The 26,924-nt window shown below is 73.5% G+C and carries 20 protein-coding genes; 9 read left to right on the top strand and 11 right to left on the bottom strand.

Annotated features, from left to right (window positions below):
* Positions 1 to 5: 5 nt before the first annotated feature.
* On the bottom strand, positions 6 to 1,568 hold the full coding sequence (locus tag OG309_RS02835) for a cellulase family glycosylhydrolase (RefSeq protein ID WP_329418087.1): 1,563 nt from the start codon (positions 1,566 to 1,568) through the stop codon (positions 6 to 8).
* A 265-nt stretch (positions 1,569 to 1,833) separates the two neighbouring features.
* Here OG309_RS02835 and OG309_RS02830 point away from each other — a divergent pair, with 265 nt between their 5' ends.
* A complete protein-coding gene (locus OG309_RS02830; protein WP_443067532.1) occupies positions 1,834 to 4,797 on the top strand; it encodes a glycoside hydrolase family 48 protein in 2,964 nt (987 codons plus the stop codon).
* An 87-nt stretch (positions 4,798 to 4,884) separates the two neighbouring features.
* Here the strand turns inward: OG309_RS02830 and OG309_RS02825 are convergent, their stop codons facing one another.
* From OG309_RS02825 to xylA, 4 genes are all read right to left on the bottom strand, one after another.
* Positions 4,885 to 5,814: a poly-gamma-glutamate hydrolase family protein gene (locus OG309_RS02825; protein WP_329418085.1), complete on the bottom strand. Its 930-nt coding sequence runs from the start codon at positions 5,812 to 5,814 to the stop codon at positions 4,885 to 4,887.
* A 76-nt stretch (positions 5,815 to 5,890) separates the two neighbouring features.
* Complete coding sequence (locus OG309_RS02820) at positions 5,891 to 7,009, bottom strand: hypothetical protein (RefSeq protein WP_329418083.1); 1,119 nt, start codon at positions 7,007 to 7,009, stop codon at positions 5,891 to 5,893.
* On the bottom strand, positions 7,006 to 7,581 hold the full coding sequence (locus OG309_RS02815) for a hypothetical protein (RefSeq protein WP_329418080.1): 576 nt from the start codon (positions 7,579 to 7,581) through the stop codon (positions 7,006 to 7,008). The genes OG309_RS02820 and OG309_RS02815 overlap by 4 nt, the downstream gene beginning before the upstream one ends.
* Positions 7,582 to 7,675: 94 nt before the next feature.
* Complete coding sequence (xylA, locus tag OG309_RS02810; RefSeq protein WP_329418078.1) at positions 7,676 to 8,845, bottom strand: xylose isomerase; 1,170 nt, start codon at positions 8,843 to 8,845, stop codon at positions 7,676 to 7,678.
* Positions 8,846 to 9,035: 190 nt separating this feature from the next.
* Between xylA and xylB the strand changes: the two genes are divergently transcribed.
* Positions 9,036 to 10,523 carry a xylulokinase gene (gene xylB, locus OG309_RS02805; RefSeq protein ID WP_329418076.1) on the top strand — a complete coding sequence of 496 codons (1,488 nt, stop codon included), beginning with the start codon at positions 9,036 to 9,038 and terminating at the stop codon, positions 10,521 to 10,523.
* A 14-nt stretch (positions 10,524 to 10,537) separates the two neighbouring features.
* On the opposite strand, the gene OG309_RS02800 is transcribed toward xylB, so the two are convergent.
* The 4 genes from OG309_RS02800 to OG309_RS02785 all read right to left on the bottom strand — a co-directional run bounded on the left by OG309_RS02800 (position 10,538) and on the right by OG309_RS02785 (position 13,690).
* Positions 10,538 to 11,617 (bottom strand): sensor histidine kinase, encoded by a 1,080-nt coding sequence (locus tag OG309_RS02800; protein WP_329418074.1) that lies wholly within the window; start codon positions 11,615 to 11,617, stop codon positions 10,538 to 10,540.
* Positions 11,610 to 12,299 (bottom strand): response regulator transcription factor, encoded by a 690-nt coding sequence (locus OG309_RS02795; RefSeq protein WP_329418071.1) that lies wholly within the window; start codon positions 12,297 to 12,299, stop codon positions 11,610 to 11,612. Before OG309_RS02795 ends, OG309_RS02800 begins: the two co-directional genes overlap by 8 nt.
* A 90-nt stretch (positions 12,300 to 12,389) precedes the next feature.
* Entirely contained in the window at positions 12,390 to 13,142 is a 753-nt protein-coding gene (locus OG309_RS02790; RefSeq protein WP_329418069.1) for a VanZ family protein, read from the bottom strand.
* A gap of 86 nt (positions 13,143 to 13,228) precedes the next feature.
* Positions 13,229 to 13,690: a MarR family winged helix-turn-helix transcriptional regulator gene (locus tag OG309_RS02785; RefSeq protein WP_329418067.1), complete on the bottom strand. Its 462-nt coding sequence runs from the start codon at positions 13,688 to 13,690 to the stop codon at positions 13,229 to 13,231.
* A gap of 193 nt (positions 13,691 to 13,883) precedes the next feature.
* On the opposite strand from OG309_RS02785, the gene OG309_RS02780 reads away from it, so the two are divergent.
* The 6 genes from OG309_RS02780 to pcaDC all read left to right on the top strand — a co-directional run bounded on the left by OG309_RS02780 (position 13,884) and on the right by pcaDC (position 19,351).
* Positions 13,884 to 14,660: a CoA transferase subunit A gene (locus tag OG309_RS02780; protein ID WP_329418065.1), complete on the top strand. Its 777-nt coding sequence runs from the start codon at positions 13,884 to 13,886 to the stop codon at positions 14,658 to 14,660.
* Positions 14,661 to 14,667: 7 nt separating this feature from the next.
* Positions 14,668 to 15,324: a CoA transferase subunit B gene (locus tag OG309_RS02775; RefSeq protein ID WP_329418063.1), complete on the top strand. Its 657-nt coding sequence runs from the start codon at positions 14,668 to 14,670 to the stop codon at positions 15,322 to 15,324.
* A 99-nt stretch (positions 15,325 to 15,423) separates the two neighbouring features.
* The gene (gene pcaH / locus OG309_RS02770; RefSeq protein ID WP_329418060.1) at positions 15,424 to 16,200 is read left to right on the top strand and encodes a protocatechuate 3,4-dioxygenase subunit beta; all 777 of its coding nucleotides are present in this window, start codon (positions 15,424 to 15,426) and stop codon (positions 16,198 to 16,200) included.
* Between the two features lie 3 nt (positions 16,201 to 16,203).
* Complete coding sequence (gene pcaG, locus OG309_RS02765) at positions 16,204 to 16,761, top strand: protocatechuate 3,4-dioxygenase subunit alpha (RefSeq protein ID WP_329418058.1); 558 nt, start codon at positions 16,204 to 16,206, stop codon at positions 16,759 to 16,761.
* Positions 16,758 to 18,203 carry a 3-carboxy-cis,cis-muconate cycloisomerase gene (pcaB, locus tag OG309_RS02760; protein WP_329418056.1) on the top strand — a complete coding sequence of 482 codons (1,446 nt, stop codon included), beginning with the start codon at positions 16,758 to 16,760 and terminating at the stop codon, positions 18,201 to 18,203. The genes pcaG and pcaB overlap by 4 nt, the downstream gene beginning before the upstream one ends.
* Entirely contained in the window at positions 18,200 to 19,351 is a 1,152-nt protein-coding gene (gene pcaDC / locus OG309_RS02755) for a bifunctional 3-oxoadipate enol-lactonase/4-carboxymuconolactone decarboxylase PcaDC (protein ID WP_329418054.1), read from the top strand. The genes pcaB and pcaDC overlap by 4 nt, the downstream gene beginning before the upstream one ends.
* Here pcaDC and OG309_RS02750 read toward each other — a convergent pair.
* Positions 19,317 to 20,969 (bottom strand): IclR family transcriptional regulator domain-containing protein, encoded by a 1,653-nt coding sequence (locus OG309_RS02750; protein WP_329418052.1) that lies wholly within the window; start codon positions 20,967 to 20,969, stop codon positions 19,317 to 19,319. The two genes, pcaDC and OG309_RS02750, sit on opposite strands and share 35 nt — an antisense overlap.
* Positions 20,970 to 21,157: 188 nt before the next feature.
* Here OG309_RS02750 and OG309_RS02745 point away from each other — a divergent pair, with 188 nt between their 5' ends.
* Positions 21,158 to 22,342 carry a 4-hydroxybenzoate 3-monooxygenase gene (locus OG309_RS02745; protein ID WP_329418050.1) on the top strand — a complete coding sequence of 395 codons (1,185 nt, stop codon included), beginning with the start codon at positions 21,158 to 21,160 and terminating at the stop codon, positions 22,340 to 22,342.
* A 12-nt stretch (positions 22,343 to 22,354) separates the two neighbouring features.
* Here OG309_RS02745 and OG309_RS02740 read toward each other — a convergent pair whose 3' ends face one another.
* The gene (locus OG309_RS02740; RefSeq protein ID WP_329418048.1) at positions 22,355 to 26,911 is read right to left on the bottom strand and encodes a wHTH domain-containing protein; all 4,557 of its coding nucleotides are present in this window, start codon (positions 26,909 to 26,911) and stop codon (positions 22,355 to 22,357) included.
* Positions 26,912 to 26,924 lie beyond the last annotated feature (13 nt).

Here is a 26,924-nt window from a genome sequence, read left to right as displayed (position 1 = left end):
ACCCTTCAGTTTCCGTTCAGGGTGCGCAGGTGATCGCGCAGCCCGATGCCGAATGCGGTGGGGGTGCCGTCGTACGAGGTGATCAGGGCGGGCCCGGAGCCGCAGTTCCAGGTGTTCCAGGTCCAGCCGAGATACGACAGGGCGCGGTCGTCGAACCACTTCATGACGCGGTCGACGAACGCGTGCCCGCAGGTGTTCTCACCGATCTCGCCCGCCACCAGGGGGACCCGGGCGGCGACCGGGGCGAGGGTGTCGTTCCAGCACGTCTCGTCGGAGCAGGTGTTGAAGTTGTAGACGTGCCATGCGGCGGCCGATCGGCCCGCCGGGTCCTGAGGGGCGTACGCGAGCCACTGGCTCAGGTCGTTGGAGTACGCGATGCCGGGCACCAGGAGCAGGTTGAGCGCTCCGGTCGCGCGGACCGCGTCCACCAGGTCCTGCATGCCAGCGACCTCGTAGCCGATGCCGGGGCAGCTGCCGCCGTCGCGCCAGCAGGCCCAGGCCTGGGCGGCCGTCGGGGCCGCCCGGTCGGGGTAGGGCTCGTTGAACAGGTCGAAGACCACCCGGCGGTCGTCCTTGAAGGTGTCGGCCACCGAGGTCCAGAACGCCGGGGTGTACCGGGCGTCGGGCATCGGCTTCTGACAGGTCGCGTGGACGTCGGCGCAGCCCGAGGAGTTGCCGGTGTACTGGCCGTGCGTCCAGTGCAGTTCGACGACCGGTGTCATGCCGTGGGCGAGCACCCGGTTCACCAGGTCCTTGACGGCACTGACGTAGGCGCTGCCCCGGTACTCGGGCTTGACGTTGTCCAGACCGAGCCAGCACTCCTCGTTGAGCGGGATGCGGACGGTGTCGGCCTTCCAGTCGGCGATGGCGCGGACGGCGGCGTCGTCGACGGGCCCGTCGAAGATGCCGTGGCCCTGCACGCACATGAACTCGCCGCCGGAGCGGTTCACGCCGAGCAGGCGGCGGGTGGCGCCGTTCTGGTCGACGAGCCGGTTGCCGCTCACGCTCAGCTCGGGTGCGCCGGGGACGGGGGTGGGGGTCGGGTCGGGTGTGGTGGGTGTGGGAGTCGGGGTGGGTGTCGTGGGAGTGGGAGTGGGAGTGGGAGTGGTGGGGGTCGGGGTGGGCGTGGGGGTCGGGTTCGGTCCCGCCACCTGGTCGCAGGCCGTGCCGTTGAGCGTGAAGGCGCCGGGCGGGGGGTTGGCGCCCGACCAGGAGGCGAGGAAGCCGGTGGTCGCGCTCGCGCCGGTGGCGAGCGCACCGTTCCAGCTCTCGTTCACGGCGGTGACGCTCGGGCCCGACTGGGACCACCGGGCGCCCCAGCCCTGACCGACCACCTGGCCGGCCGGGAAGTCGAAGGCGAGTTTCCAGGAGGTCAGCGCGGGGCCGGTGTTGGTGACGGTCACCGCGCCCTGGAAGCCGCCGGCCCAGGAGCCGGCGACGGAGTAGCTGACGGTGCAGGGTGGTGCGGCCGCGGCTCCTTGGGCCGTACCGGCCACGGCGAGAGCGGTGCTCGCCGTGGTGAGCACTGCTCCTGCGAGCAGCGCGGACAGACGCGGGGGATGTCGCATGAGCGAGTCCTTCAGCGAGGGCACGGCCCTGACGGCGTGCCGACGGAATGGAATCGCTCCCACTGGTGGGGCCAGACCGTAGCGCCAACTGGCGCCAAGGAAAAGAGGAGTTGGTCAAATTCCCCGGCCGGATGCCTTCGACTCTTCGCGTGTCTTGACGCGGTCTCCTCGGCTCTGCACAGTGGGAGCGCTCCCACTGGTTCAGAGCTTGACCGTCCCCCACTCCGGTGCTCCCCCACCTCCCGAGCCGCGAGGAGACCCCCGCATGCCACCAGGACCGCCGAGCCCTCACCCGAGCCCTCACCCGAGCCCGCACCGACCGCCGCGGCGGCGCCTGAGCCCCGGTCTCCACCGGCCGCTCCTCGCCCTCGCCGCCCTGCTCGCCCTGCCCGCCGGGATGCTGGCCGCCGGACCGCCCGCACAGGCGGCGGCCGTGCAGTGCGGCGTCGACTACCGGACCAACGACTGGGGCTCCGGCTTCACCGCCGAACTCACCCTCACCAACCGCGGCACCGCGCCGCTCGACGGCTGGACCCTCGGCTTCACGTACGCGGGCGACCAGAAGCTGGGCAACGGCTGGAACGGCACCTGGACCCAGTCCGGCAAGGCCGTCACCGTCACCAACGCCGCCTGGAACGGCACCGTCGCCGCGGGCGCAGCCGTCACCACCGGCGCCCAGTTCTCCTACAGCGGCACCAACGCGGCACCGGCCTCCTTCACCGTCGACGGCACCCCCTGCACGGGGGCCCACCAGCCGCCCGTGACGGTCCTCACCAGCCCGGCACCCGGCGCGGTCTACTCCCAGGGCGACGCCGTCCCGCTGGCCGCCACCGCGGCGGCCGCCGACGGCGCCACCATCGGCAAGGTCGAGTTCTACAGCGACACGACCCTGATCGGCACCGACACCACCGCCCCCTACACCCTCGGCGCCACCTCCCTGCCGGCCGGCGCCCACTCGCTCTACGCCACGGCCTACGACTCCCTCGGCGCGACCGGGGAGTCGGCGCCCGTCGGCATCACCGTCGCCGCGGGACCGGCCCTGGTCGCCACCCCCGCACAGCTCTCCGTACGCCAGGGCGCGACCGGCACGTTCGGCCTCAGGCTCTCCACCCGGCCGAGCGCGAACGTCACGGTGACCGTGGCCCGGACCTCCGGCGTCTCCGGGCTCACCGCGAGCCCGGCCGCCCTGACCTTCACCCCGGCGAACTGGAACACGGCCCAGCAGGTGACCGTCACCGCCGCGCCGACGGGCACCGGCACCGCCGTCTTCACCGCGACCGCCCCCGGCCACACCGCGACCGCGGTCACCGTCGCCCAGCTCGCCGCCGACTCCACGTACGAGGCCCGTTTCCTCGACCTCTACGGGAAGATCACCAACCCGGCCAACGGCTACTTCTCACCCGAGGGCATCCCGTACCACTCCGTCGAGACCCTGATCGTCGAGGCCCCCGACCAGGGCCACGAGACGACCTCGGAGGCGTACAGCTACCTCGTCTGGCTGCAGGCGATGTACGGGAAGATCACCGGCGACTGGTCCGCGTTCAACGGCGCGTGGGACACCCTGGAGAGGTACATGATCCCCACCCACGCCGACCAGGCCACCAACTCCTCCTACAATGCCGCCAAGCCGGCCACCTACGCGCCCGAATGGGACCTGCCCTCGCAGTACCCGGCCGCGCTCGACTCCACGGTCACGGCCGGGGCGGACCCGCTCGCCGCCGAGCTGAAGAGCGCGTACGGCACCGACGACGTCTACGGCATGCACTGGATCCAGGACGTCGACAACGTCTACGGCTTCGGCAACGGACCCGGTACCTGCTCCGCCGGTCCGGCGGCCACCGGACCCTCGTACATCAACACCTTCCAGCGCGGCCCGCAGGAGTCCGTCTGGGAGACCGTCCCGCACCCCACCTGCGACCGGTTCGCCTACGGAGGCAGGAACGGCTATCTCGACCTGTTCACCGGAGACAGCTCGTACGCCCGGCAGTGGAAGTTCACCAACGCCCCCGACGCCGACGCCCGCGCCGTCCAGGCCGCCTACTGGGCCGACGTCTGGGCCAAGGAACAGGGCCGGGGCGCCCAGGTCGCCACGACCGTCGGCAAGGCCGCCAAGATGGGCGACTACCTGCGCTACGCCATGTTCGACAAGTACTTCAAGAAGGTGGGCGACTGCGTCGGACCGACCGCCTGCCCCGCCGGCGCCGGCAAGAACAGCTCCCACTACCTGATGTCCTGGTACTACGCCTGGGGCGGCGCCGCCGACACCGGCGCCGGGTGGGCCTGGCGCATCGGCTCCAGCCACGCCCACGGCGGCTACCAGAACCCGCTCGCCGCCTACGCCCTCAGCGCTTACGCCCCGCTGAAGCCCAAGTCGGCGACCGGCGCGGCGGACTGGGCCACCAGCCTCGGCCGGCAACTGGAGTTCTACCGCTGGCTCCAGTCCAGCGAGGGCGCCATCGCGGGCGGCGCCACCAACAGCTGGCAGGGCCGCTACGCCACCCCACCGGCCGGCACCCCCACCTTCCACGGCATGTACTACGACGAGAAGCCCGTCTACCACGACCCGCCGTCCAACCAGTGGTTCGGCTTCCAGGCGTGGTCGATGGAGCGGGTCGCCGAGTACTACCAGCAGACCGGCGACGTCCGGGCCGGGACCGTGCTCGACAAGTGGGTGACCTGGGCCCTCTCCCGGACCACGATCAACCCCGACGGCACCTACCGCGTCCCGTCCACCCTCCAGTGGTCCGGCGCACCCGACACCTGGAACGCGGCGGACCCCGGCGGCAACGCCGGGCTGCACGTCACCGTCGCCGACTACACGGACGACGTCGGCGTGACCGCCGCCTATGCCAAGACGCTCACCTACTACGCGGCCAGGACCGGCCACGCCGAGGCCAAGCGGGTCGCCAAGGCCCTCCTCGACGGCATGTGGACCCACCACCAGGACCCGCTCGGCCTCGGTGTGCCGGAGACCCGCGCCGACTACAGCCGTTTCGACGACCCCGTCCACGTCCCGGGCGGCTGGACCGGCACCATGCCGAACGGCGACACCGTGAACTCCGCGTCGACCTTCGCCTCGCTCCGCTCCTTCTACGAGAAGGACCCGGCCTGGCCGAAGATCGAGGCCTACCTGGCGGGCGGCGCCGCCCCCGTCTTCACCTACCACCGTTTCTGGGCCCAGGCGGACGTCGCCCTGGCCATGGGCTCGTACGCGGAGCTGCTCGAATAACCGCCGCCCCGCGAAGGCGAGCGAGCTGCGCGTACGACGAGACCGGGCGGGCCCGCGGGAGGGTTCGCCCGGTCTCCGTCGGACCGGTCACGCCTCCGTGTGGAGGGGGTCCTTGCCGAGCTCGTGGTGGGCGATGCCCTGCCGGACGGCGGTCACGAAGGCGTTCCAGAAGTGCTCGGCGTAGCCGTTGGCCGCGGTGTTCTTGCCGTAGCTGGCCATGCGCCCGGTCACGCCCTGGTCCCAGGTGCCGAACATCGCGGCACGCAGCGCGGTGGATATCTCGAGCTGGGCGCCGGCTGCGGTGCGCGTGCGGTTGACGATGTTCATCGGATGGTTGCCGTCGATGGTCGGGTCGTTGCCGTTCAGCTGCACGCTCACGTTCAGGTTGGTGTCGCCGTTCTGGTCGTGGAGCCCGTTGGCGGCGAAGGCCGCGGCCAGGTTGCGCTTCAGCCGTTCGTCGCGGCCGCCGATGACGACGGCCTTGTTCGCCGTGTCGGAGAAGCCGTGCAGGGAGACGGCGTACAGGTTGTTCGCACAGGCGGCCAGCGCGGCCGGGTCGTCGCAGCCGGTGGAGGTCACGTGCTGCGGCTGCGAGTTCTGCAGGGTCTCGAACATCCAGAAGTCACGCTGCGGCTCGCCGGCCACAGCCGCCGTCGCGGGGTCCGTGTTGTGCGCGAACGGCGTGTACCCGGCGACGGCCATGCACAGCTCGCTGGTGCCCCCCTCGATGCCGCCGCCGTGCGGCGCGATGATCGCGGTGCTGTTCACGGCGACGCTCGTGGCACGGACGTTGTCCGTGACCTGGACCGGAGCGCCGATGCGGAAGCGTCGGACCCAGTCGGTGCCTTCCTTGCTCGCGGCCTTGGTGTACAGCTCGGTGTTGAAGTCGTAGAGGGCGGGCGGGGTGGCCGCCGCGGCCGGGGCGGCGCCGCTGCCGGCGACGGCGTTGAGCGTGGGCAGGGCGGCCGCCGCGGCGACGGCGGAGGCGAGGACGGAACGTCGGCTGGTCTTGTTCATGGGGGCGATCCTGCACGACGGCCCCGCGGCCCCGGCCACGGGGCCCCCTGGACATGACAAGCGGGATGCGCCCTGGTCAGCAGCCCGGCGCCGGGGTCCCGCCCCGGCGGGGCCCCGGCGCCGGCCCGAACTCCAGCCGCACGGAGTCGTTGCGGGGCAGGACGAGCGCGACCCCGTCCGCCGGCGTCCACCGGGTGGGCACCAGGACGTACTGGTTCCCGGACTGCAGGATGAGTACGAGCCCGTCGTAGCGGTAGCCGTACGCGGGCTCGGCGTCCCTGCCGGCCTTGCAGCGGGTCTCGCGGACCCCGGGACCGCCGATGGCGAGGCTGTGCGCGCTGTACACCACCGTGGACGGGTAGTCGCTGAGCCCGGCCGCGAAGCGCTTCGCCCGGACCGTACCGACGGAGGCGGCGTAGTCGTTGGTGGCCCACACGACGCCGAGCATGACGAGGGCGAAGACCACCGACCACTCGGCGAGGGTGGCCCATTCGGGACGGGGGGCGGGCTGCGGGGGCGGCTCGGTCGCGGGCGCGGAGGTCTGTCGCGGGGACGGCCCGGCGCGCTGCGGGGCGGTGGTGTCGGGAGACGCGGGGGAGGGGACGACCGGTACGGGCTCCGGTGTCGGCGCCGGTACGGGGAGGGGCGCGGGTGCAGATGCCGGTACGGGGACGGGTGCGGGGACGGCCTCCGGCGCGGGCGGCGCCGTCGGTACCGGCTCCCTCGCCGCCCGGCGCACGAGGTGGCGGGCGTACGCCAGTTGCGTCACGCCGACGGACAGGCTCAGGGGGGCCAGGGTCAGCACGTCGCTCAGGAACGTCTCCCTGAACGTCGACCACAGACCCCCGAGCGTCAACAGGAATCCGGACACCGCGAGGGCCCCCGTCGCCCGGCGCCGCGCCACCGGCCCCATGCGCGCGGCCAGTCTGCGCCGCGCCGTGTCGTACCCCCAGAACGCGCCGACGGCGAGGGTCGCGAGCACCGTCAGCGGCACCCACATGACGTCCAGGCTGCGCATCAGGTAGTCCGCCGTGCTGAAGCCGAGGACGGTGGAGTTCACCCTGAAGTACGCGAAGAACCAGTACGCGTGGTAGTAGCCGAAGTAGTAGAGCAGTGCGGTGACCAGGCTCGTCGGCGCGGCGACGGCGCCGACGAGCGTGCCGAGGCGGCTGAGGCCGCCCGCGCCTTCGTTCACGACGACGGGGCACTGCCGGCGGACGTGGAGGTCCCGTCGGTGGTCGCGGGCGGGTCGGCCGGGCCGGTGGTGTCGGTCGGCCCGCCGGTGTCCGTGGAACCGTCCGTCGGTCCCTCCGTCTCCGGGCCGCACACGCCCACGACGGACACGGTCCCGCCCCGCTTGACCGAGGTCTCGGCCGCGGGCTCCATGTGGTCGTAGCCGCAGGGCCCGTCGGTCTGCGCGCCGTCCTCGGTGAGGTAGACGCGCTCCAGGGTCACGCAGAGGGTGCCGTCCCCGCAGGCGCCCTCGAACAGCTTCTTGATGTCGGCCCAGTTGGCGCGCCCGTTGGCGGTGCCGGCGTCGTACAGGAAGCCGTTCCTGCCCCACTCGGGGATCTTCAGCGGCCCCGGCACACCGCCGTCGCCACCCCCGCTCCCGCCTCCGCTCCCGCCCTTGCCGGGAGCGGGCTGCCCGCCGGCGTCGGCGCCGCCGCGGGGACCGCCGCCCCCGTCCTCCGTGTCCTCGCAGGCGACCGCGGCCGGAAGACACAGGAGAAGGACGACAGCCAGACGGGCGGCGCTCGTCGACATCCACATGGCGCATCACCGATCCCCCGACGATGGAGTGGTGCTCGGAGGATGGCACACGTGCTCACCCTGCGTACAGGGCTCGCGTACGGTCGGGTCAGCGCACCCCGAGCAGATGCTCGAGAGCCAGCTGGTCGAGCCGCTCGAAGGCCATCGAGCGCCCGGCGGCCGCGACCGCGTCGAAGGTCTCGTACGCGGTGGGGTCGGCGAGCAGGCCCGCGAGGCCGTCGGCGGCGGTGGGCACGGCCAGGTCGTCGAGACGGGAGGCGGCGAGCGCGGCCCGGACCTCCGGGTCGGCGCGGAAGGCGGCGGAACGCTCCTTGAGGATCAGGTAGTTGCGCATGCAGTTCTTCGCGGACTCCCACACGCCGTCGAAGCCGTCGGTGCGCACCGGCTTGAAGTCGAAGTGGCGCGGACCCGTGTAGCCGGCCGTCTCCAGGAGGTCGACCAGCCAGAAGGCCTGGCGCAGATCGCCCGCGCCGAAGCGCAGGTCCTGGTCGTACTTGATGCCGGACTGGCCGTTGAGGTCGATGTGGAACAGCTTGCCGGCCCACAGCGCCTGCGCGATGCCGTGGGGGAAGTTGAGCCCGGCCATCTGCTCGTGGCCCGTCTCCGGGTTGACGCCCACGAGTTCGGGACGCTCCAGGCGCTCGATGAAGGCGAGGGCGTGGCCGATCGTCGGCAGCAGGATGTCCCCGCGCGGCTCGTTCGGCTTGGGCTCGATGGCGAAGCGGAGCGCGTAGCCCTGCTCGGTGACGTACTGCCCGAGCAGGTCGAAGGCCTCCTTCATCCGGTCGAGCGCCACGCGCACGTCCTTGGCGGCACCGGACTCGGCACCCTCGCGGCCGCCCCAGGCCACGTACACCGAGGCGCCGAGTTCCACGGCGAGGTCGATGTTGCGGAGCGTCTTGCGCAGGGCGAAACGGCGCACGTCCCGGTCGTTGGCGGTGAAGGCGCCGTCCTTGAAGACGGGGTGCGTGAAGAGGTTGGTGGTGGCCATGGGCACCTTGAGCCCCGTGCGGTCCAGCGCGGTGCGGAAGCGCTTGACGGCTGTCGCCCGCTCGGATTCTTCCGCTCCGAACGGAATGAGGTCGTCGTCGTGGAAGGTGACGCCGTACGCGCCGAGGGCGGCGAGCCGTTCGACCGACTCGACCGGGTCCAGGGCGGGGCGGGTCGCGTCCCCGAACGGATCACGGCCCTGCCAGCCGACGGTCCACAGGCCGAAGGTGAAGCGGTCGTCGGGTGTGGGAAGAAGATGCTGCGGCATGTCCGGCTCCTTCGCGAGGCTGGCCGCCAGATTTGTTTTCTGAGATAACTAATACCGTCGGGAAGGGTCCGGGCGCCAGTGGCGGCCCACGACGAGGCCCGGAACGACGTGAAGACGTGAAGACGAGAAGGCGCGGAACCGAGGAGCCGAGAGGGCGAGAGGACGCGCAGAACCGGAAGGAGAGGTGGCCATGCCGGAACGCCCGGTGGTGATCGGTGTCGACAGCTCCACCCAGTCCACCAAGGCCGCGGTCGTCGACGCCGAGACCGGCGCCCTGCTGGCCGTCGGCCGCGCACCGCACACCGTCACCGGCACCGGAGGCGCCCGCGAGAGCGACCCCGAAGGCTGGTGGACCGCCCTCGGCGAAGCCGTCGCGGCGGCCCTGAAGGAGGCGGACGTACCGCCCGCCGCCGTCACCGGCATCGCCGTGGCGGGGCAACAGCACGGCCTCGTCACCCTCGACGCCGGGGGCCGCCCGCCGCGTCCCGCCCTGCTCTGGAACGACACCCGCTCCGCACCCCAGGCCACCGCCCTCACCGCCGCGCTCGGCGGCCCCGGCCCCTGGCTCACCCGCACCGGCTCCGTCCCCGTCGCCGCCGTGACGGCCACCAAGTGGCAGTGGCTGCGCGACCACGAACCGGCCACCGCCGCCCGTGTCGCCGCCGTCCGCCTCCCGCACGACTTCCTCACCGAACGCCTCTGCGGCGAGGCGGTCACCGACCCCGGCGACGCGTCGGGCACCGGGTGGTACGCCACGAACCCCGCCACCGGACCCGCCGCCTACGATCCCGTCGTCCTCGACCTCCTCGGCCTGGACCCCGCCCTGCTGCCGGTCGTCGCCCCCACCGGCGGCACCCGCGTCGGCACCCTGACCCGCGCCGCCGCCGACGCCCTCGGCCTGCCGCGGGGCACCGCCGTCGCCGCCGGAACGGGCGACAACATGGCCGCCGCCGTCGGCCTCGGTCTCGGCGCCGGCGGCCTCCTCGACCACCCGGTCGTCAGCCTCGGCACCTCGGGCACGGTCTTCGCCGCCACCCGCACCCGCCCCGCGAGCCCGGGCATCTCCGGCTTCACCGCGACCGACGGCAGCTACCTGCCGCTCGGCTGCACCCTGAACTGCACGCTCGCGGTCGACCGGATCGCCGGCCTCCTCGGTCTCGACCGCGAGGACGCCCGGCCCGGCGACGGCCTCGTCCTCCTGCCGTACCTCGACGGCGAACGCACCCCCGACCTGCCCCGTGCCACCGGACTCCTCACCGGCCTCACGCACGCCACGACCCCGCCCGCCCTGCTCGGCGCCGCCTACGAAGGCGCCGTGTTCACCGTGCTGCGCGCGCTCGACGAGCTGCTCGCCGCCTGCGGCCTCGACCCCGCCGAACCGGCCGTACGGGACCGCCCCCTGCGCCTGATCGGCGGCGGCGCGCGCGGCCGGGCCTGGACCGGGACGGTGCGCCGGCTCTCCGGACGCGCCCTCGTCGTCCCCGCCGCCACCGAACTCGTCGCCCTCGGCGCCGCCGCCCTCGCCGCGGCCGCGGCCACCGGAACGGACCCGGTGGCGCTCGCCACCGCCTGGGGGACGGGCGAGGGGCGGACCCTCGAACCGGTGGCACGGGACGAGGAGACATGGGCCCGGATCGAGGGAGTCCTCGACCGGGCGGCGCCGACGCTCCTCGCCTGATCCCCCTGTGCCTCCTACGGGACGGAGGGCAGCCGGACCGTCACCTCAAGGCCACCGGCCGGACGGGGTACCAGGGCGAGGGTCCCGTCGTGGGCGCGGACGACGCTGTGGACGAGGGCGAGGCCGAGGCCGACGCCCGCGTGCTCGTCGGTGCGGACCCGCTCCGTGCCGCGCTGGAAGGGTTCGACGAGGGTCGGCACCAGCTCCGGCGGGACCGGCGGGCCCGTGTTCGAGACCCGCACCAGGCTCGTGTCGCCGCACATCTCGGTGTGGACCGTCACCGTGCCGCCGTCGGGCAGGTTGTGGACGACGGCGTTCTGGACGAGGTTCGTCACCATCCGCAGCAGGAGCTCCGCGGAGCCGTCGGCCCGCGCCGCCGCGCCGGTGACGTCGAGGGCGATCCCGCGCCGCTCGGCGAGCGGGAGCAGGGTCTCGGCGGTCTCCTCGGCGACGAGGGAGAGGTCGACGCTCTCGCGGGTGAAGGTCGCGCGGTCGCTGCGGCTGAGGAGCAGCAGGGCCTCCGTGAGGTCGATCGCGCGGGTGTTGACGGTCCGGAGGCGCGCGAGGAGTTCGTCGCGGTCCCGTGCGGGGTCCTGGTGGGCGACGTCGAGCAGCGTCTGCGAGATGGCCAGCGGGGTGCGCAGCTCGTGGGACGCGTTGGCCGCGAACCTGCGCTGCTCGGCGACGTGCGACTCGAGTCGTTCCAGCATCGTGTCGAAGGCGTCGGAGAGTTCGCGGAACTCGTCCCGGCGGCCGCCCATCCGGATCCGGTGGGACAGCGACCCGCCCCCGGCCAGCCGCGCCGCACCGGTGATCCGTGCGAGCGGAGCGAGCATCCGCCCGGCCAGGACCCATCCTCCGACCAGGCCGAACACGAGGAGGAAGGCCATCGCCACGGCCGCGGCGGGGGCGAAGGTGTGCACGAGGAGGTAGCGGTTCGGCGAGATGCCGAGCAGCCCCTGCGAGGTGTCGGGGACGTACCGCAGCAGGAACGCCCACACCACGGCGAGCAGGAGGGACCCGGCGACGGCGAGGAACCCCGCGTAGCTGAGGGTGAGCTTGAGCCGGGCGCTGAGCCCGGGGCGTCTACGCACGGGCACCGCGGGGGAGGGAGGCGGCGGTGTCGATGCGGTAGCCGACGCCCGGCACCGTCGCGATGACCCAGGGTTCGCCGAGCCGCTTGCGCAGCGCGGAGACGGTGATCCGTACGGCGTTGGTGAAGGGGTCGGTGTGCGCGTCCCAGGCGCGTTCCAGCAGCTCCTCGGCGCTCACGACGCCGCCCTCGGCCGCGACGAGGACGTCGAGCACGGCGAACTGCTTGCGGGTGAGCGCGACGTACCGTCCGTCCCGGAAGACCTCGCGGCGGAACGGATCGAGCCGCAGGCCCGCGATCTCGCGGACCGGCGGCCGGGCGTAGGCGCGCCTGCGGTCGAGGGCGCGCAGCCGCATCACGAGTTCCCGCAGCTCGAACGGCTTGGTGAGGTAGTCGTCGGCGCCGAGCGCGAACCCGGACGCCTTGTCGTCGATCCGGTCGGCCGCGGTCAGCATGAGGATCGGGATGCCGCTGCCGGAGGCGACGATCCGCCGGGCGACCTCGTCGCCGGACGGGCCGGGGATGTCGCGGTCCAGGACGGCGAGGTCGTAGGAGTGGACGCCGAGCAGCTCCAGGGCGGAGTCGCCGTCGCCGGCGATGTCGGCGGCGATCGCTTCCAGCCGGAGCCCGTCACGTACGGCCTCGGCCAGATAGGGCTCGTCCTCCACGATCAGTACACGCATCCCCGCAGCGTAGGGAACGCACCATATCGTCGGCGTATGGGGGCCGCGCGACCCCGCCGAACCGATGGGCGGCGGCCGCGGGACGTCCGGCTACCGGCGGCTCCCTCCGAGCGACCGGACCGACGGCGCCTGTGGGGCGGCGCGCCACCAGCGGCGTGACGCCAGCCCGGCCAGCGCGGCGCCGACGGCGTTGACCAGGACGTCGTCCACGGAGGACACCCGGTCGAGCCGCAGCGCGTACTGCGCCGTCTCGACCAGGACCGAGCAGGCCGCCCCGAGCGCCAGCACGCGCGGCAGGGACGCCAACGCCGCCCACCGCATCGGGGCGAAGAACCCCAGCGCCGCGAGGACCAGCAGGTTGCCGGCGATCCCGAGCGGCCCCATCGTGACCAGGTCCCGCAGCGGCACCAGGCTCACCCGGGCGGGGACCCTGCCCGCGCCGGCGCCCGGCATCATGGTCATCCACACGAACGGCACCGTGCCCACCACCAGGCCCACCTCGGCCAGCGAGAGCCGCCCGGCCGAGGCGACGCCCGCGCCGCGCCGCCGCCGCGCCAGAAGCCATGCCACCAGCGCCGCCGGCGGGAGGGCGACCAGCGTCATGAGCACGGTGCCGTTGAAGGTGTCGTAACAGCCGTGCCATCGCCCGGCCAGGCACGCCGGGGCGGACATCACGAGCGGCCGCCGGATGCCGAACAGCACGCCCGCCACGCCGAGGACCGCCAGGCCGGAGAGCGCGATCCCGCGCGTGCGGAGGGGCGGTGCGGGTGGTGCGGGCGGTGTCGGCGGTGCGGGCGGTCCCGGTGGTGTGTCCGGTGCGGCGGCAGAGGCGTTGGGGAGCATGTGCCCATGAGAGGCGGAGGGCCGTTCCGGCGGCGTATGGGAATCTCCATACGCTCGCGATACACGGGTGGACCCTCCTGTCGGCGTCAGGGCGCGGCGACCGGCTCCGCCGGGCTGCGCAGTTGCTCGGCGGCGTCCGAGACACGGCGGAGCAGGGAGAGGAAGTGGGCCTGCTCCTCGGGGGAGAGGGGGGCGAGGAAGACCTGGTTCATACGGGCGGTGCGCACCGTCAGCTTCCGGTGGGTCCGCTCCCCGTCCTCGGTGAGGCGCAGCAGGGAGCGGCGCCCGTCGTCAGGGTCGCGCACCTTGTCGAGCAACCCGCGGCGGGTCAGCCGGCTGACGACCTCGGCGATGGTGGACCGGTCGAGGCCCACCCGTTCGCCCAGGGTCCGCTGATCCAGGCCGGGTTCGGACAGCAGGGCGTTGAGCACGCCGAACTGGGGGGAGGTGATCTCCTCCGAGACCATGGTCGTCCAGAGCAAGTGGTGCGCCTGCTGGAGTCGCCGGGCGAGATGCCCTGGGTGTGTGGTCAGGTCCACCGCGGCCATGGTGCGCCTCCTGGTGCCGTTTCGTCGGTGCACGGAACGATACCCCGATCCTCCGTTCCGGCGTGAAGACCCGTTGACGAGGGGGCAGACGACTGCCAGCATGGCCCGGGTCGACAAGATGCTCAGTGCACTGAGTAAATCTGCGGCTCGCTCCTCTCCTTCATTTCGCTCGGACCGAAACGAAAGGCTTCCCATGGACAAGGTGGTCGCCACCGCCGCGGAAGCGGTGGCCGACGTCCCGGACGGGGCGTCGCTCGCCGTGGGCGGCTTCGGCCTCAGCGGCGTACCGAACGTCCTCATCCAGGCGCTCCACGAGCGCGGCGTCGGCCGCCTGGGCGTCGTCTCCAACAACTGCGGCGCCATGGACTCCGGCCTCGCGGTCCTGCTCGCCGCGGGCCGCATCGCCCGCGTCACCGGCTCGTACATCGGCGCCAACAAGGAGTTCGCCCGCCAGTACCTCGGCGGCGAGCTCGAGGTCGAGCTGATCCCGCAGGGCACCCTCGCCGAACGCCTCCGGGCCGGCGGCTGCGGCATCCCCGCCTTCTACACCCCGGCCGGCGTCGGCACCCAGGTCGCCGACGGCGGACTGCCCTGGCGCTACGACGGCGCGGGCGGCGTCGCGCTCGCCTCCCCGGCGAAGGAGGTCCGGGAGTTCGACGACGTCCCGTACGTCCTCGAACACGCCATCCGCACCGACTTCGCCCTCGTCCGCGCCGCCAAGGGCGACCGGCACGGCAACCTCGTCTTCCACGCCTCCGCCCGCAACTTCAACCCGCTCGCCGCGATGGCCGGCCGGATCACCGTCGCGGAGGTAGAGGAGCTGGTCGAACCCGGCATCCTCGACCCCGACCAGGTCCACCTGCCGGGGATCTTCGTCCAGCGCGTCGTGGCCCTCACCCCCGCCCAGGCCGCCGCGAAGGGCATAGAACGGCGCACGATCTCCGCGCCCGCGGCACGAGAGACGGAGTAGACCCGGCATGACCTGGAACCGTGAGCAGATGGCCGCCCGAGCCGCCCGCGAACTGCGCGACGGACAGTACGTCAACCTCGGCATCGGCCTGCCGACGCTCATCCCCAACCACCTCCCCGCAGGGGTCGAGGTCGTCCTCGAATCCGAGAACGGCATCCTCGGCACCGGCCCTTACCCCACCGAGGACCAGGTCGACCCCGACCTCATCAACGCGGGCAAGGAGACCGTCACCGTCCTGCCCGGCGCCTCCTACTTCGACTCGGCCCTCTCCTTCGGCATGATCCGGGGCGGCCACATCGACGTCGCCGTCCTCGGCGCCATGCAGGTCTCCGCCCGCGGCGACCTCGCCAACTGGGCCGTCCCCGGCCGCATGGTCACCGGCATCGGCGGCGCGATGGACCTCGTCCACGGCGCCCGCACGGTCATCGTGGTCATGACCCACACCGCCAAGGACGGCTCCCCGAAGGTCGTCGAGGAGTGCGACCTGCCGCTCACCGGACGCGGCTGCGTCGACCGCATCGTCACCGACCTCTGCGTCCTCGACGTCACGGACACCGGCCTCGTCCTCGTCGAGACGGCCCCGGGCGTGACCCCCCAGGAGGTGGCCGAGAAGACGGCGGCGCCGGTACGGATCCCGGATCCGGAGCCCGCTGCCGGGCGCTGACGTGCCGCGGCGGGCCGCCGGCCCGGCCCCTCCTCTCCCTCCCCGCCTCTCCGTTACCGCTCTCCGTCCCTCCCGGCCCCCACCACCCCAGGAGCCTTCATGGCCGACCTCACCCAGGCGCACATAGACGCCGAGATCGACGCCCACCAGGACGCCTACGACAAGGCCCTCGCCTCCGGCGCCACGCCCCGCCCCCACCCTTCCCGCGCCTACGCCCCGTACCGCAGCTCGCTCCTGCGCCATCCGCGGCAGCAGCTCGTGGCGATGGACGCCACGGGGGACCCCGACGCCGTCGAGCTGACCGGACCCGTCTTCGGGGCCACCGACGTCACCGAGGCCGACGGCGACCTGACCCTCGCGCCCACCGGCCAGCCCCTCGGCGAGCGGATCACCGTGTCGGGCCGCCTCCTGGACCGCGAAGGCCGCCCCGTGCGCGGCCAGCTGATCGAGATCTGGCAGGCCAACGCCTCCGGCCGGTACGCCCACCTCCGGGACCAGCACCCGGCCCCGCTGGACCCCCATTTCACCGGCGTGGGACGCACCCTGACGGACGATCAGGGCCGGTACGCCTTCACCACCGTCAAGCCCGGCGCCTACCCCTGGCGCAACCACACCAACGCCTGGCGCCCCGCCCACATCCACTTCTCGGTCTTCGGCACGGCGTTCACACAGCGGCTCGTCACCCAGATGTACTTCCCTGGGGACCCGCTCCTCGCGCACGACCCGATCATGCGCTCGGTCACCGACACGGCGGCGCGCGACCGGCTCGTCGCCCGCTACGAGCACGGCCTGTCCGAGCCCGAGGTCTCCCTCGGCTACGCCTGGGACATCGTCCTCGACGGGCCCGCCGCCACCTGGACCGAGGAAGGACGCTGACCCATGACCCTGCCGCTCACCCCCTCCAGCACCGTCGGACCCTTCTACGGCTACGCCCTGCCCTTCCCCGGCGGCGAACGCATGGCGCCCGAGGGGCACCCCGACCGCATCACCCTCCACGGGTACGTCCGCGACGGTGCGGGCGAGCCCGTCCCCGACGCGCTCCTGGAGTTCTGGCAGGCCGCCCCCGACGGCTCCCTCGCGGGCGCGCCCGGATCGCTGCGCCGGGACCCGGTCACCGGCGGGTTCCTCGGCCGCAACGGCACGGACTTCACCGGCTTCGGGCGCGTCGCCACCGACGCCGACGGCCACTACGCCGTGCACACCCTGGCCCCCGGAAACCCCGGCCAACCCCACATCGCCGTCGTCGTGTTCGCCCGCGGACTCCTGCACCACCTGCACACCCGCGCCTACCTCGCCGACGGACCCGACCCCCTCCTCGACCGGCTCCCGGCCGACCGGCGCGCCACCCTCCTCGCCGCCGAGGAACCGCACCGCACGCACCGCTTCGACATCCGCCTCCAGGGCGAGGGCGAGACGGTCTTCCTGGAGTTCCCGTGACCGGGCCGACCGGGCCGGGCCCTGCCATCGAGCCGCCCCACCGGGACCCCGAGCTCGACGCCGGGCTCCTCGATCCCCTACGGGCGGGCTCACCCGCCGAGGCGGCGACCGGCGACGCCGCGTTCCTGCGGGCCCTCCTGGACGCCGAAGCGGCCCTCACCCGCGCCCAGGCCGCCCTCGGCGCGGTGCCCGCCGAGGCCGCGCGGGCGGTCACGGACGCGGCGGCGGACCCGTACCGCTTCGACGTCCGCTCGATCGCCCTGCGCGCCCGCGCCGGGGGCAACCCGGTGATCCCCCTCGTCGCGGACCTCACCGCGGCGGCGGGGGAGTGGGGCGCGTACGTGCACCGGGGTGCGACCAGCCAGGACGTCCTGGACACGGCCGCCATGCTGGTGGCCGCCCGTACCCTCGGCGGGGTCCTCGCGGATCTCGCCCGTACGGAGGCGGCGCTGGCCGCCCTCGCCGCCGGGCACCGCGACACGCCGATGCCCGGCCGCACGCTCACCCAGCACGCCGTCCCCACCACCTTCGGCCTCAAGGCCGCCGGCTGGCGCTCCCTCGTCCTCGACGCGCGGGACCGACTGCTCGCGGTACGGGACCGGCTGCCCGCCCAACTCGGCGGCGCGGCGGGGACTTTGGCCGCCTTCGCCGACGCCGGGAGCGACGGCGGGCGCGACAGCGCGAGCGGCGACGGAGGCCCCGCGGGGGGCGACGGCGGGGCCGCGAGCGCGGCCGGGCTGCCCGCCGCGTACGCCCGCGAACTCGGCCTCGCCGCACCCCTCATCCCGTGGCACACCCTGCGCACCCCCGTCGCCGACCTCGCGGGTGCGCTCGCCCTCGCCACCGGCGCGCTGGGCAAGATCGCCGCCGATGTGCTCACGCTGTCCCGCACCGAGATCGCCGAGCTCGCCGAGGACACGGGTGGCGGATCCTCCGCCATGCCGCACAAGGCGAACCCCGTCCGCGCGACGCTCGTCGCCTCGGCGGCCCGCCGTTCCCCGCACCTCGCGGCGAGCCTCTACGCCTGCCTGCCGGCCGAGGACGAGCGGCCCGCGGGCGCGTGGCACGCCGAATGGGAACCGCTGCGCGAACTGCTCCGCCTCACCGGCGCCGCCGCCCACCACACCGCCGCCCTCGCCGAAGGGCTCCGCGTCGACGCGGCAGCGATGCGCGCCCACCTCGACCTCACCGGCGGACTGCTCGTCTCCGAACGCCTCTCCGTCGTCCTCGCCCCGCTCCTCGGACGGGCCCGGGCCCGCGCGCTGCTGACCGGACTCGCCGCCCGCACCCGCACCGAGGGCCGGAGCCTCGCCGGACTCCTCGCCGAGGCGGCCGTCGACGTACCGGAACTGGCCGGCGTCGACCTGGCCGAGCTCACCGACCCCACCCGTGCCACCGGCCTGGCCGGACACCTCACCGACCGTGCCCTGGAGCGACGTTGACCCCCACCACGAGCCTGTACCACCGCGCCGAGGGCCCGGCCGGCGCGCCCGTCCTGATCCTCGGGCCCTCCCTCGGCACCTCCACCGCCCTGTGGGACGCCGTCGCCCCCGAACTCTCCCTCACCCACCGGGTCGTGCGCTGGGACCTGCCGGGCCACGGACGCTCACCCGCCGGGCTGATCGGCCGCGGGGCGACCGTCGCCGACCTGGCGCGTCTCGTCCTCGACCTCGCCGACGCGCTGGGCGCCGCCCGTTTCTCGTACGCCGGGGTCTCCCTCGGCGGCGCGGTCGGACTGCACCTCGCCGCCCACCGTCCGGAGCGCATCGAACGGCTCGCCGTCCTCTGCTCCTCCGCGCACTTCGGCGGATCCGCCCCCTGGGAGGCGCGCGCGGCCACCGTCCGCCGCGAGGGCCTGGCGGAGCTGGCGGAGACGGCCGACGCCCGCTGGTTCACGCCCGGGTTCACCGTGCCGCGCCTGGTGGAGGACCACCGGGCCGCCGACCCCGCCGCCTACGCGGCCTGCTGCGACGCACTCGCCGCCTTCGACCTGCGCGAACGCCTCGGGGACATCACGGCGCCCACCCTCCTGGTCGCCGGCCGCGAGGACCCGGCCACCCCTCCCGCCCATCTGCGTGAGATCGCCGACGCCGTTCCCGGCGCGGCCCTCACCGAACTGCCCGGAGCCTCCCACCTGGCCCCGGCCGAACGGCCCGAGGCCGTCCTCGCCGCCCTGCGCGCCCACTTCACGGGTACTTCCGCTCGGAGCGGAATGAAGGTGCGCCGCGAGGTCCTCGGCGACGCGCACGTGGACCGGGCGCAGGCGCGGCAGACCCCGTTCACCGCCCGCTTCCAGGACTTCATCTCCCGCTATGCCTGGGGCGAGGTCTGGACCGATCCCACTCTCCCCCGCCGCGAGCGGAGCCTGATCACCCTCACCGCCCTGGTCGCCCACGGCCACCACGACGAACTCGCCCTGCACGTGCGCGCCGCCCGCCGCAACGGCCTCACCCCCGACGAGATCGCCGCCGCCCTCCTCCAGGCCGGCGTCTACTGCGGCGTCCCGGCGGCGAACGCGGCCTTCGCCGTCGCCCAGCGCGTCCTGGAGGAAGAGCTCAGTGCGCCGGAACCCGGGCGAACCGCTCCGTGACGTGCAGGTCCGCCTCGATGCCCGCGATCGTCCGCGCCAGCTCGGGCAGGACGTCGGCCACGCACTCCTCACGCGACCTGCGGGCGCTGTGCAGGGCCACGTTGACCGCCGCGACGACCCCGCCCGCCCGGTCGCGCACCGGCAGGGCGATCGACCGCAGCCCGACCTCCAGCTCCTCGTCGACCAGCGCGTACCCCTGCCGCCCCACCTCCTCCAGGAGGGTGCCGAGCTCCGTGCGGCCGGTCACCGTGTACGGGGTGAGGGCGGCCGGCTCGGTCCGCGCGAGGCGCTCCGCGCGCTCCTCGGGGTCGAGCCCGGCGAGCAGGACCCGGCCCATGGAGGTGGCGTACGCGGGGAAGCGCGTGCCGATGGTGATGTGGACGTTCATGATGCGGCTGGTCTCGACCCGGCCCGTGTACTGGACCTCGTCGCCCACGAGCACGGCCAGCGAGGTCGACTCGCGCACCCGCGCGGCCAGCTCGGCGAGGTGCGGCTGGGCGATCCGGGTGAGCGTGGTCCGCGACAGCGGCGCGAATCCGAGCGACAGCACCCTCGGCGTGAGCCGGAACGCCCGCCCGTCGACCGCCACGCAGCCCAGGTGCTCCAGCGTGATCAGCGCCCGCCGCGCGGTGGCCCGGGCCAGGCCGGTCGCCTCGGCCACCGCCGTCAGGGGCAGCGCCTCCCGGCCCTCGCCGAACGCGGTCAGCACGGTCAGCCCGCGCGCCAGCGACTCGACGAACTCCCGCCCCAGCTCCTGCTTGGACGCCCCGGTCCAGGAGGCGAGCCCGGTCGCCTCGGCGGGAGCCGCCGGCGGCGCCTCCCGCAGTATCCGCTCCATCTCGGCGGCCGTCTCCCGCAGCCGGGGCAGCAGCACCCCGGGCAGCGCGGCGGCGTCGTGCCGGCTGGTGTGGCTGACCGCGCTCAGCACGCACACGATCCGTCCCGCGGGCTCGCGCACCGGCACCGAGAGCGCCACGAGCCCGGGTTCGATCAGCTGGTCGTCCACCGCCCAGCCACGCTCCCGCGCCCCGTCGACGCGCCGCTCGAAGTCGCCGGGCGCACCGGCCCGTCGGGGCGCGGCGGGAAACCCGAGCTCCCGAGGATCGACGGTCCGCCGCTCCCGCCACTGCGCCCACACGTCTTCGTTCCACTCGGAGGCGAACAAAGCCCCGGGCGCGGTGCGCTCGGCGGGCAGCAGATCCCCGATGCGGAAGCTGACGGACATCGCCCGCCGCCGGGTCGCCTGGTGCACGAAGCGGATGCCGTCCCCGTCCGCCACCGCCAGCGACACCGACTCGTCCAGCGCGTCGGCCAGCGCGTCGGCCAGGCCGCCGAGCAGGTCCGGCAGGCGCACGGAGGCCAGATAGGCGTTGCCGAGTTCGAGCAGGCGCGGCGCGAGGACGACGTCCCGGCCCTCGGCCCGTACGTAACCCATGCGGGAGAGCGTCGCGGTGATCCGGTCGACCGTGGACCGTGCGAGCCCGGCGGCACGCTCCAGCTCTCCCACCGGCATCCGTCCGCCGGCGTCGGTGAGCCGGCGCAGCACGTCGACCCCGCGCAGCAGCGGGGTGACGGCCTCGGGCGGCGCGGCTGAGGTCGGGTCGTGCGTCGGTGGCATGCGGTCTCCGTCGTGGATCTTCGGTCCACCGTAGTGAACACGACTGCGGCGGGGTGCGGGGGGCCGTTGACACCGGCACCCGGCCGCACCCAGACTCACCCCGACCATAGTGAAGATATCTTCACTATGCGAACGAGTAACAATGGCGATGATGATCGCCAGAACGAGCGCGACGACGAGGAGATCCCATGCACACCACCGTCGGCATCATCGGAGCAGGCCCCTCCGGCCTGCTCCTGGCCCGGCTGCTCCACCGGGCGGGCATCGACAGCGTCGTCCTGGAGAGCCGGGACCGCGACTACGTCGAGGCGCGGCAGCGGGCCGGCATCCTCGAACAGGCCACCGTCGACGCCCTGCGCGCCGCGGGCGCGGGCAGCCGCCTCGACGTCGAGGGCCTCCCGCACGACGGCATAGAGCTGCGCCACGACGGGCGGGCCGCCCGTATCGACTTCCCCGGACTCACCGGCGGCCGCCGGGTCTGGGTGTACGCGCAGACCGAGGTCGTCAAGGACCTCATCGCCCTCCAGCTCGCCGAGGGCGGCCCCCTCCTGTTCGAGGCCGAGGTCACCGCCGTCGAGGGCGCCGACACCGACCGCCCGGTCGTCCGCTACACCCAGGGCGGCCGCGAGCAGACGCTCACCTGCGACTACGTCGTGGGCTGCGACGGCTTCCACGGCGTCACCCGCAACGCCGTCCCCGAAGGCGAGCGGCGCACGTACGAGCGCACGTACCCGTACTCCTGGCTCGGCATCCTGGCCGACGCACCGCCCGTGTACGACGAGCTGATCTACGCGCACTCCGAGCGCGGCTTCGCCCTCGCCAGCATGCGCTCGCCCTCGGTGAGCCGCCTCTACCTCCAGGTCCCCAACGGAACCGACCCGGCCGACTGGTCCGACGAGCGCGTCTGGGACGAACTCGACGCCCGCTTCGCCCTCCGCGCCGACCCCACCTGGCGCCTCAAGCGCGGCACCGTCACCCAGAAGTCCGTGCTCCCCATGCGCAGCTCGGTCACCGAGCCGATGCGCTACGGCCGCGTCCTCCTCGCGGGCGATGCGGCGCACATCGTCCCCCCGACGGGCGCGAAGGGCCTCAACCTGGCCGCCGCCGACGTCGTCGTCCTCGCCCGCGCCCTCACCCACCTCCAGCGGACCGGCTCGACCGAGCTCCTCGACTCGTACTCCGACACGTGCCTCCGCCGCGTCTGGCGAGCCGAACACTTCTCGTACTTCATGACCACGACCCTCCACACGGACCCGGCCCAGTCCCCCTTCGACACCCGCCTCCAGCAGTCCCAGCTGGACCGGATCGGCTCGTCACGGCACGCGGCCGCCGAACTCGCGGAGAACTACACGGGGCTTCCGCTCGACCTGTAGGGCGCCGGGGAGCTACCCGCCCGCCCGAGGCGCCGGCACCGGGTCGAAGGCGATGCCGGAGGGGAGGGTGTAGCCGAGTTCGGCGAGGCGGGCGGCCACTTCGGGGGGTGTGAGGCCGGTGGTCGAAGCGGCGTGGACGATGTGGCCGAGGGGGACGGGCCGGCCGGGGGTGAGCCAGGCGCGGACGGTGCGGTGGGGCATCGACACCAGCAGGGCATCGGTGAGACGACCCTCCTCGGGCAGGGGTGTCGCGGACGGCAGATGGTGTCCCAGTGCCGCGAGGCGATCCCGCACATCGTGAGAAGGCCGCCCCGCCATGGTCGAGGCGGTGAGCACGTGCCCCAGGGGAACGGGTTGTCCGGTGCTCAGCCAGGGGGCCTTGCGATCCAGGTCGCGACTGAGCAGAAGGAGATCGTCGGGGTACGTCGGAAACGGGGCGGTGAGGCCCTCGGTCACGGGGACGCCGAGGTCCGCCCATCGCGCGACGACCTCGTCCACCGTCAAGCCGGCGCGTGTCGCCGCCAGGATGGCCTGGGGCACGGAGACTTCCTTCGCGTCCACCCAGGGGCGCGAGCTGTCGCCGTGTTCGCTCAGGATCAGCAGATCCTGGGAACGCCGTTCCCGGACCGTCGGGCCGAGCGGCACCCGGCACTCGAATCCGAGCTCCGTCAGTCGCTCGGCGATCGCCTCCGGACGCCGTACGAGGCGCTCGGCGGCGAGGAGTACGTGTCCCCACGGTACGGGCGTCCCGACGGCGAGCCAGGGGGCCGCGCCGTCCAGATCGCTGCTCATCAGGCGCAGATCGACATCGTCGACCGTGTCGATGTCGACCGAGACGCGTGGCAGGTGGCAGCCCAGGGCCTCGAACCTCCCGACGAGTTCACCCGGTCGTCTGCCCGCGGTCCGGGCGGCCTGGATCACTCCGGCCAAGGAGACGGACGGAGTGGTCCCGCATCGGCCGATCACTGCGATGTCGTCCTGCTCGAACGAGTCCGGCATGCGGAACCAGGAAGGAGGACGGATCCCGAACGACGCGAGCCGTTCCGCCGCGTCCCCTGGCGTACACCCGAGCCTGCGGGCGACGTCGACGAGCGCGGAGGGAGGGATCGCCTGCTCTGCCCTGAAGGGATCCTCCAGCACCTCGTCCAGCGTGGCCAGCAGATGGATGTCATCGGCCGAGGCGTTCTCGGGCGGGGTGAGGGCCGGGGCGAGGTGGTACCCGAGCTCCCGCAGGCGCTGAGCTGCCGCAGCCTGCGGGAGGCCGTGATCACGGGCAGCCGCGAGCACGCTCTGCATGATGCGCAGGTCGCTGTAGAGACTGACGATGCTGAAGTTGATCAGAGAGTCGGCTCGGGACGGCCACCGAGAGGGATCCAGGAGTGAGTGATCGATGGGCCGGGCGACCGTCACCCTGTCAGGGGCCGTCACGGTGACGCCGGGATAGGCGCCCGCCTTGGCCCACGCCAGAATGCGCCACTCCGTGAGCCGGGGGTGGTCCTCGATGCGTTGGGGGGTGGGCCACGGGTTCGTCGCATGGGGGGCGAAGAGGGACGAGTCCGGCGCGAAGCAGCCGACGGCGGCCACCGCGCCGACGTGCCCGTGCACGCCCCATGGCTGATGGTCGGCGGCGATGGCCTGTGCCAGGACGGCCTCGGCCAGTTTCGCCGATGTGTGACGCATCAGGCGTGTCAGCCATTCCGGCGAGAGGACGGCCCCCTCCGCGTCCAGGAGCGACGGGATCTGCTCGGTGAGCACGCCGCGCACGTGCTCCACCTCGAACGAGAGACACCGTTTCCGGTCCACCGTCAGCGACGGTGCCTTCTCCCCCGCCAGACTGACCACCGCCCCGAAATACGGCTCCCCGCACCACAGCCCGTCGGCGAGCACCGCCCCCATCGAGCCGCACCACCACACGCCGCGGGCCGACGTCTCCACCACGGCCGCGTCGTGATCGCGCACCGCAGTGCCCCCGAAGGGGTCGGTGGTCCCCAGCGGCGCCGCCTCCGACAGCTTCCCCGGCAGCCACACCAGCGCGTCCCCGTCCGGCCCCTCCCGCACGTCCTCCGCCCGGACCCCGAAGTCCGACACCCACAGCAGCCGCCGCAGCAGCTCCTTCGCCGAGGGCGCGTTCGCCGGGTCGCGCAGGTAGAGCCGGACCGTCGTGCCGGCCTCGTGGCCCCGGCCGAGGTCCTGGATGTGGAAGAGCGCACCCGGGCCCGCGATGTCGACGCGGAGGCGTCGGCCGGGGTGGCCTTCGCGGTCGAGGCGGCACGTGGTGACCTGGATGTCGTCGGCGATCATGAAGTAGCTCAGCACGCCGATGCCGAACCGGCTGTTGGGATGCATGTCGATGCCCTGGGAGCGCCACCTGGCCAGCTCGTCGACGTACTCGGGAAGGTCCGCGAAGCGCATGCCCGCGTGCGAGAACACCTCGCGGAGTTCGCGCTCTCCCATGCCCACGCCGTCGTCGACGCACTCGATGTAGGCGCGGCCGTCCTCGACGCCCTGGACGAAGGCGATGGAGCCGGTCCACCCGGTCGCGTAGCCGGGGGAGGTCGCCCGGAGGTATGCGGTGCGCGCGTCCCGGTAGCGGCAGGCGTCCAGGGCGTTCTGGTAGAGCTCGCGGATGGCGAGGGCGGGATCGCCGTACAGTTCCTCGCCCATCAGGAGTTCCTGCACGCGGTCGTCGGCGAGCCGGAAGCGCAGGTCGGTGGACTCGTACACGCGCTTGCCCTCGGGGGTGAGGGCGGCGAGGACCTGGTCGGCGGTGGCGTGCGCCGGAAGACCGTACAGGGCGTCGAGCTGTGGCTCGGTGGAGGCCAGGACGTCGATCGTGCCGAGTACGCCGTCCAGGGAGGCGGCCTGCTGCTGGAGCGCGAGTCCGACGGCGGGGTGCTCGCAGGTGGCGCGCAGGACGCGGGTGCGGCCGTGCGGGTCCCAGCCCGCCTTGTCGAGGGTGTTGTGCATGCCGGCCAGGTCCACCGCGTAGCTGATGCCGACGTGGTCGACGACGACGTCCCCCAGCATGAGGGGGTCGATGGCCGACCGGTGGGCGACCGTGAGGAGGGCGAAGACGAGCTGCTCGCGCACGCGTTGCTCGACGTCGGACGAACCGGCGATCGGGCGCACGAGACGCTTGGCCGCGATGTCCGGTACGGCGCGGAGCCCCCGGATCAGGGCCATCAGCCCTGCCGGTTCGAAGACCTCCGACACCAGCCGCTCGATGGGCGCGGTGGGTGCGCAGGGGGTCCGGAGCGGTGCGGTCAGTTCGGTGAGGACGTCGCCCCGGAGCGTCGGCGGGCGGCGGTCGAGCCAGCGGTGGAAGAGCCACCAGGCGATCCCCGCGGCGCCCGCCGGGTCACCGGCCGCGGCCCGTGCCGCCCGGCGGGTCAGCCGCGAGTGGTTGGCGATGTGGTCCTCGTACGCGGCCCGGGCGGGGGAGGGGTCGGGGAAACGGTCCAGGCGCAGGGGCAGGACGTCCAGGGCGTCCGCGGCCGAGCGGCTGCCGTAGGCGGCGTAGAGGAAGGGCACCGCCACGAGGAGGGCCGCCTCGGCGGGGGAGAGGAGGAGCCGTTTGGGGTCGACGACCTTCGACAGGAGCCAGGCCACGCGTTCCGTCATGCGCTCGGCGAAGCCGGGCACCGACCAGGGGTCGCCCTTCAGCCGGTCCCGGTCCGCCGTCGAGGTGGCGTGCAGGTGGTGGGCGAGGCGCGCGGTGGCTTCCTGGAGGACGTCCGCGCCGGGGCCGCCCTCGACCTGCTGCCAGACGGGGTGCTCCCTGGCCAGGGCGGCCCAGGGCGATTCGCCGGGCGCGAGCGGCGCGGCACGGTCGGGCCGGGGGAAGAGGACGAACGCGTCGATGTCCGTCTCGGTCTGCACCCGGACCCGCTGGCGGTGCCGGTCGTGTTCGGAGGTGAGCTGGTCGAGGGCGGGCTGCAGCCGTTCCTGGAGCTCCCCGAGGGTACTGGGGCCGGTCGTGTCGACGATCAGTGTGCTCAGGGCACGCGAGAAGAGGCTGAACGTGCTCTGGCCCGCGGTCGCGTAGCTCGCGGTCTCGCCCTTGGAGCAGGCGTACACGTGGCAGTAGTGGCGGTCGCCGACCCGTCGGACGCGCACGTCGGACCAGTTCCGCGTGTTGCCGACGCCCTTCTCGCGCAGGTCGATGCCCTCGCGGCAGGCGTCGACGAACACCACGATGTCGCCGGCCTCGCTCCGCTCGGCGTACGGACCGAAGTCGATCGGGACGCACTTGGCCGGGAAGTCGTGCATGCGGGTCAGGGCCCCGCGCGGGATCAGGTAGTCGGTGTCCGCGTGGTGGATGCCGTGGCCGCTGACGAAGACGAGCAGGGTCTGGTCGGGCTTGGCCTCCTGGAAGAAGATCTCGACCGCCGACTCGATGTCGTCCCGCCCGGTCTGGTCCGCGTCGTGCACCTCGACGTCGTAGCCGACGCGCTCCAGCGCGCCGGACAGCTCGGTCAGGTCGTCCTCGATGAACGGCAGGTCGGGGATGAGGGCGTCCTTGTAGGACGGCACACCGATCAGCAGGGCCCGGTAGGACGGTCGGCTCATGGTCGTCGGCCGG

It is taken from the genome of Streptomyces sp. NBC_01268, from assembly GCF_036240795.1.
Classification (GTDB): Bacteria; Actinomycetota; Actinomycetes; order Streptomycetales; family Streptomycetaceae; genus Streptomyces.
This window is presented reverse-complemented; position numbering and strand designations above follow the sequence as displayed.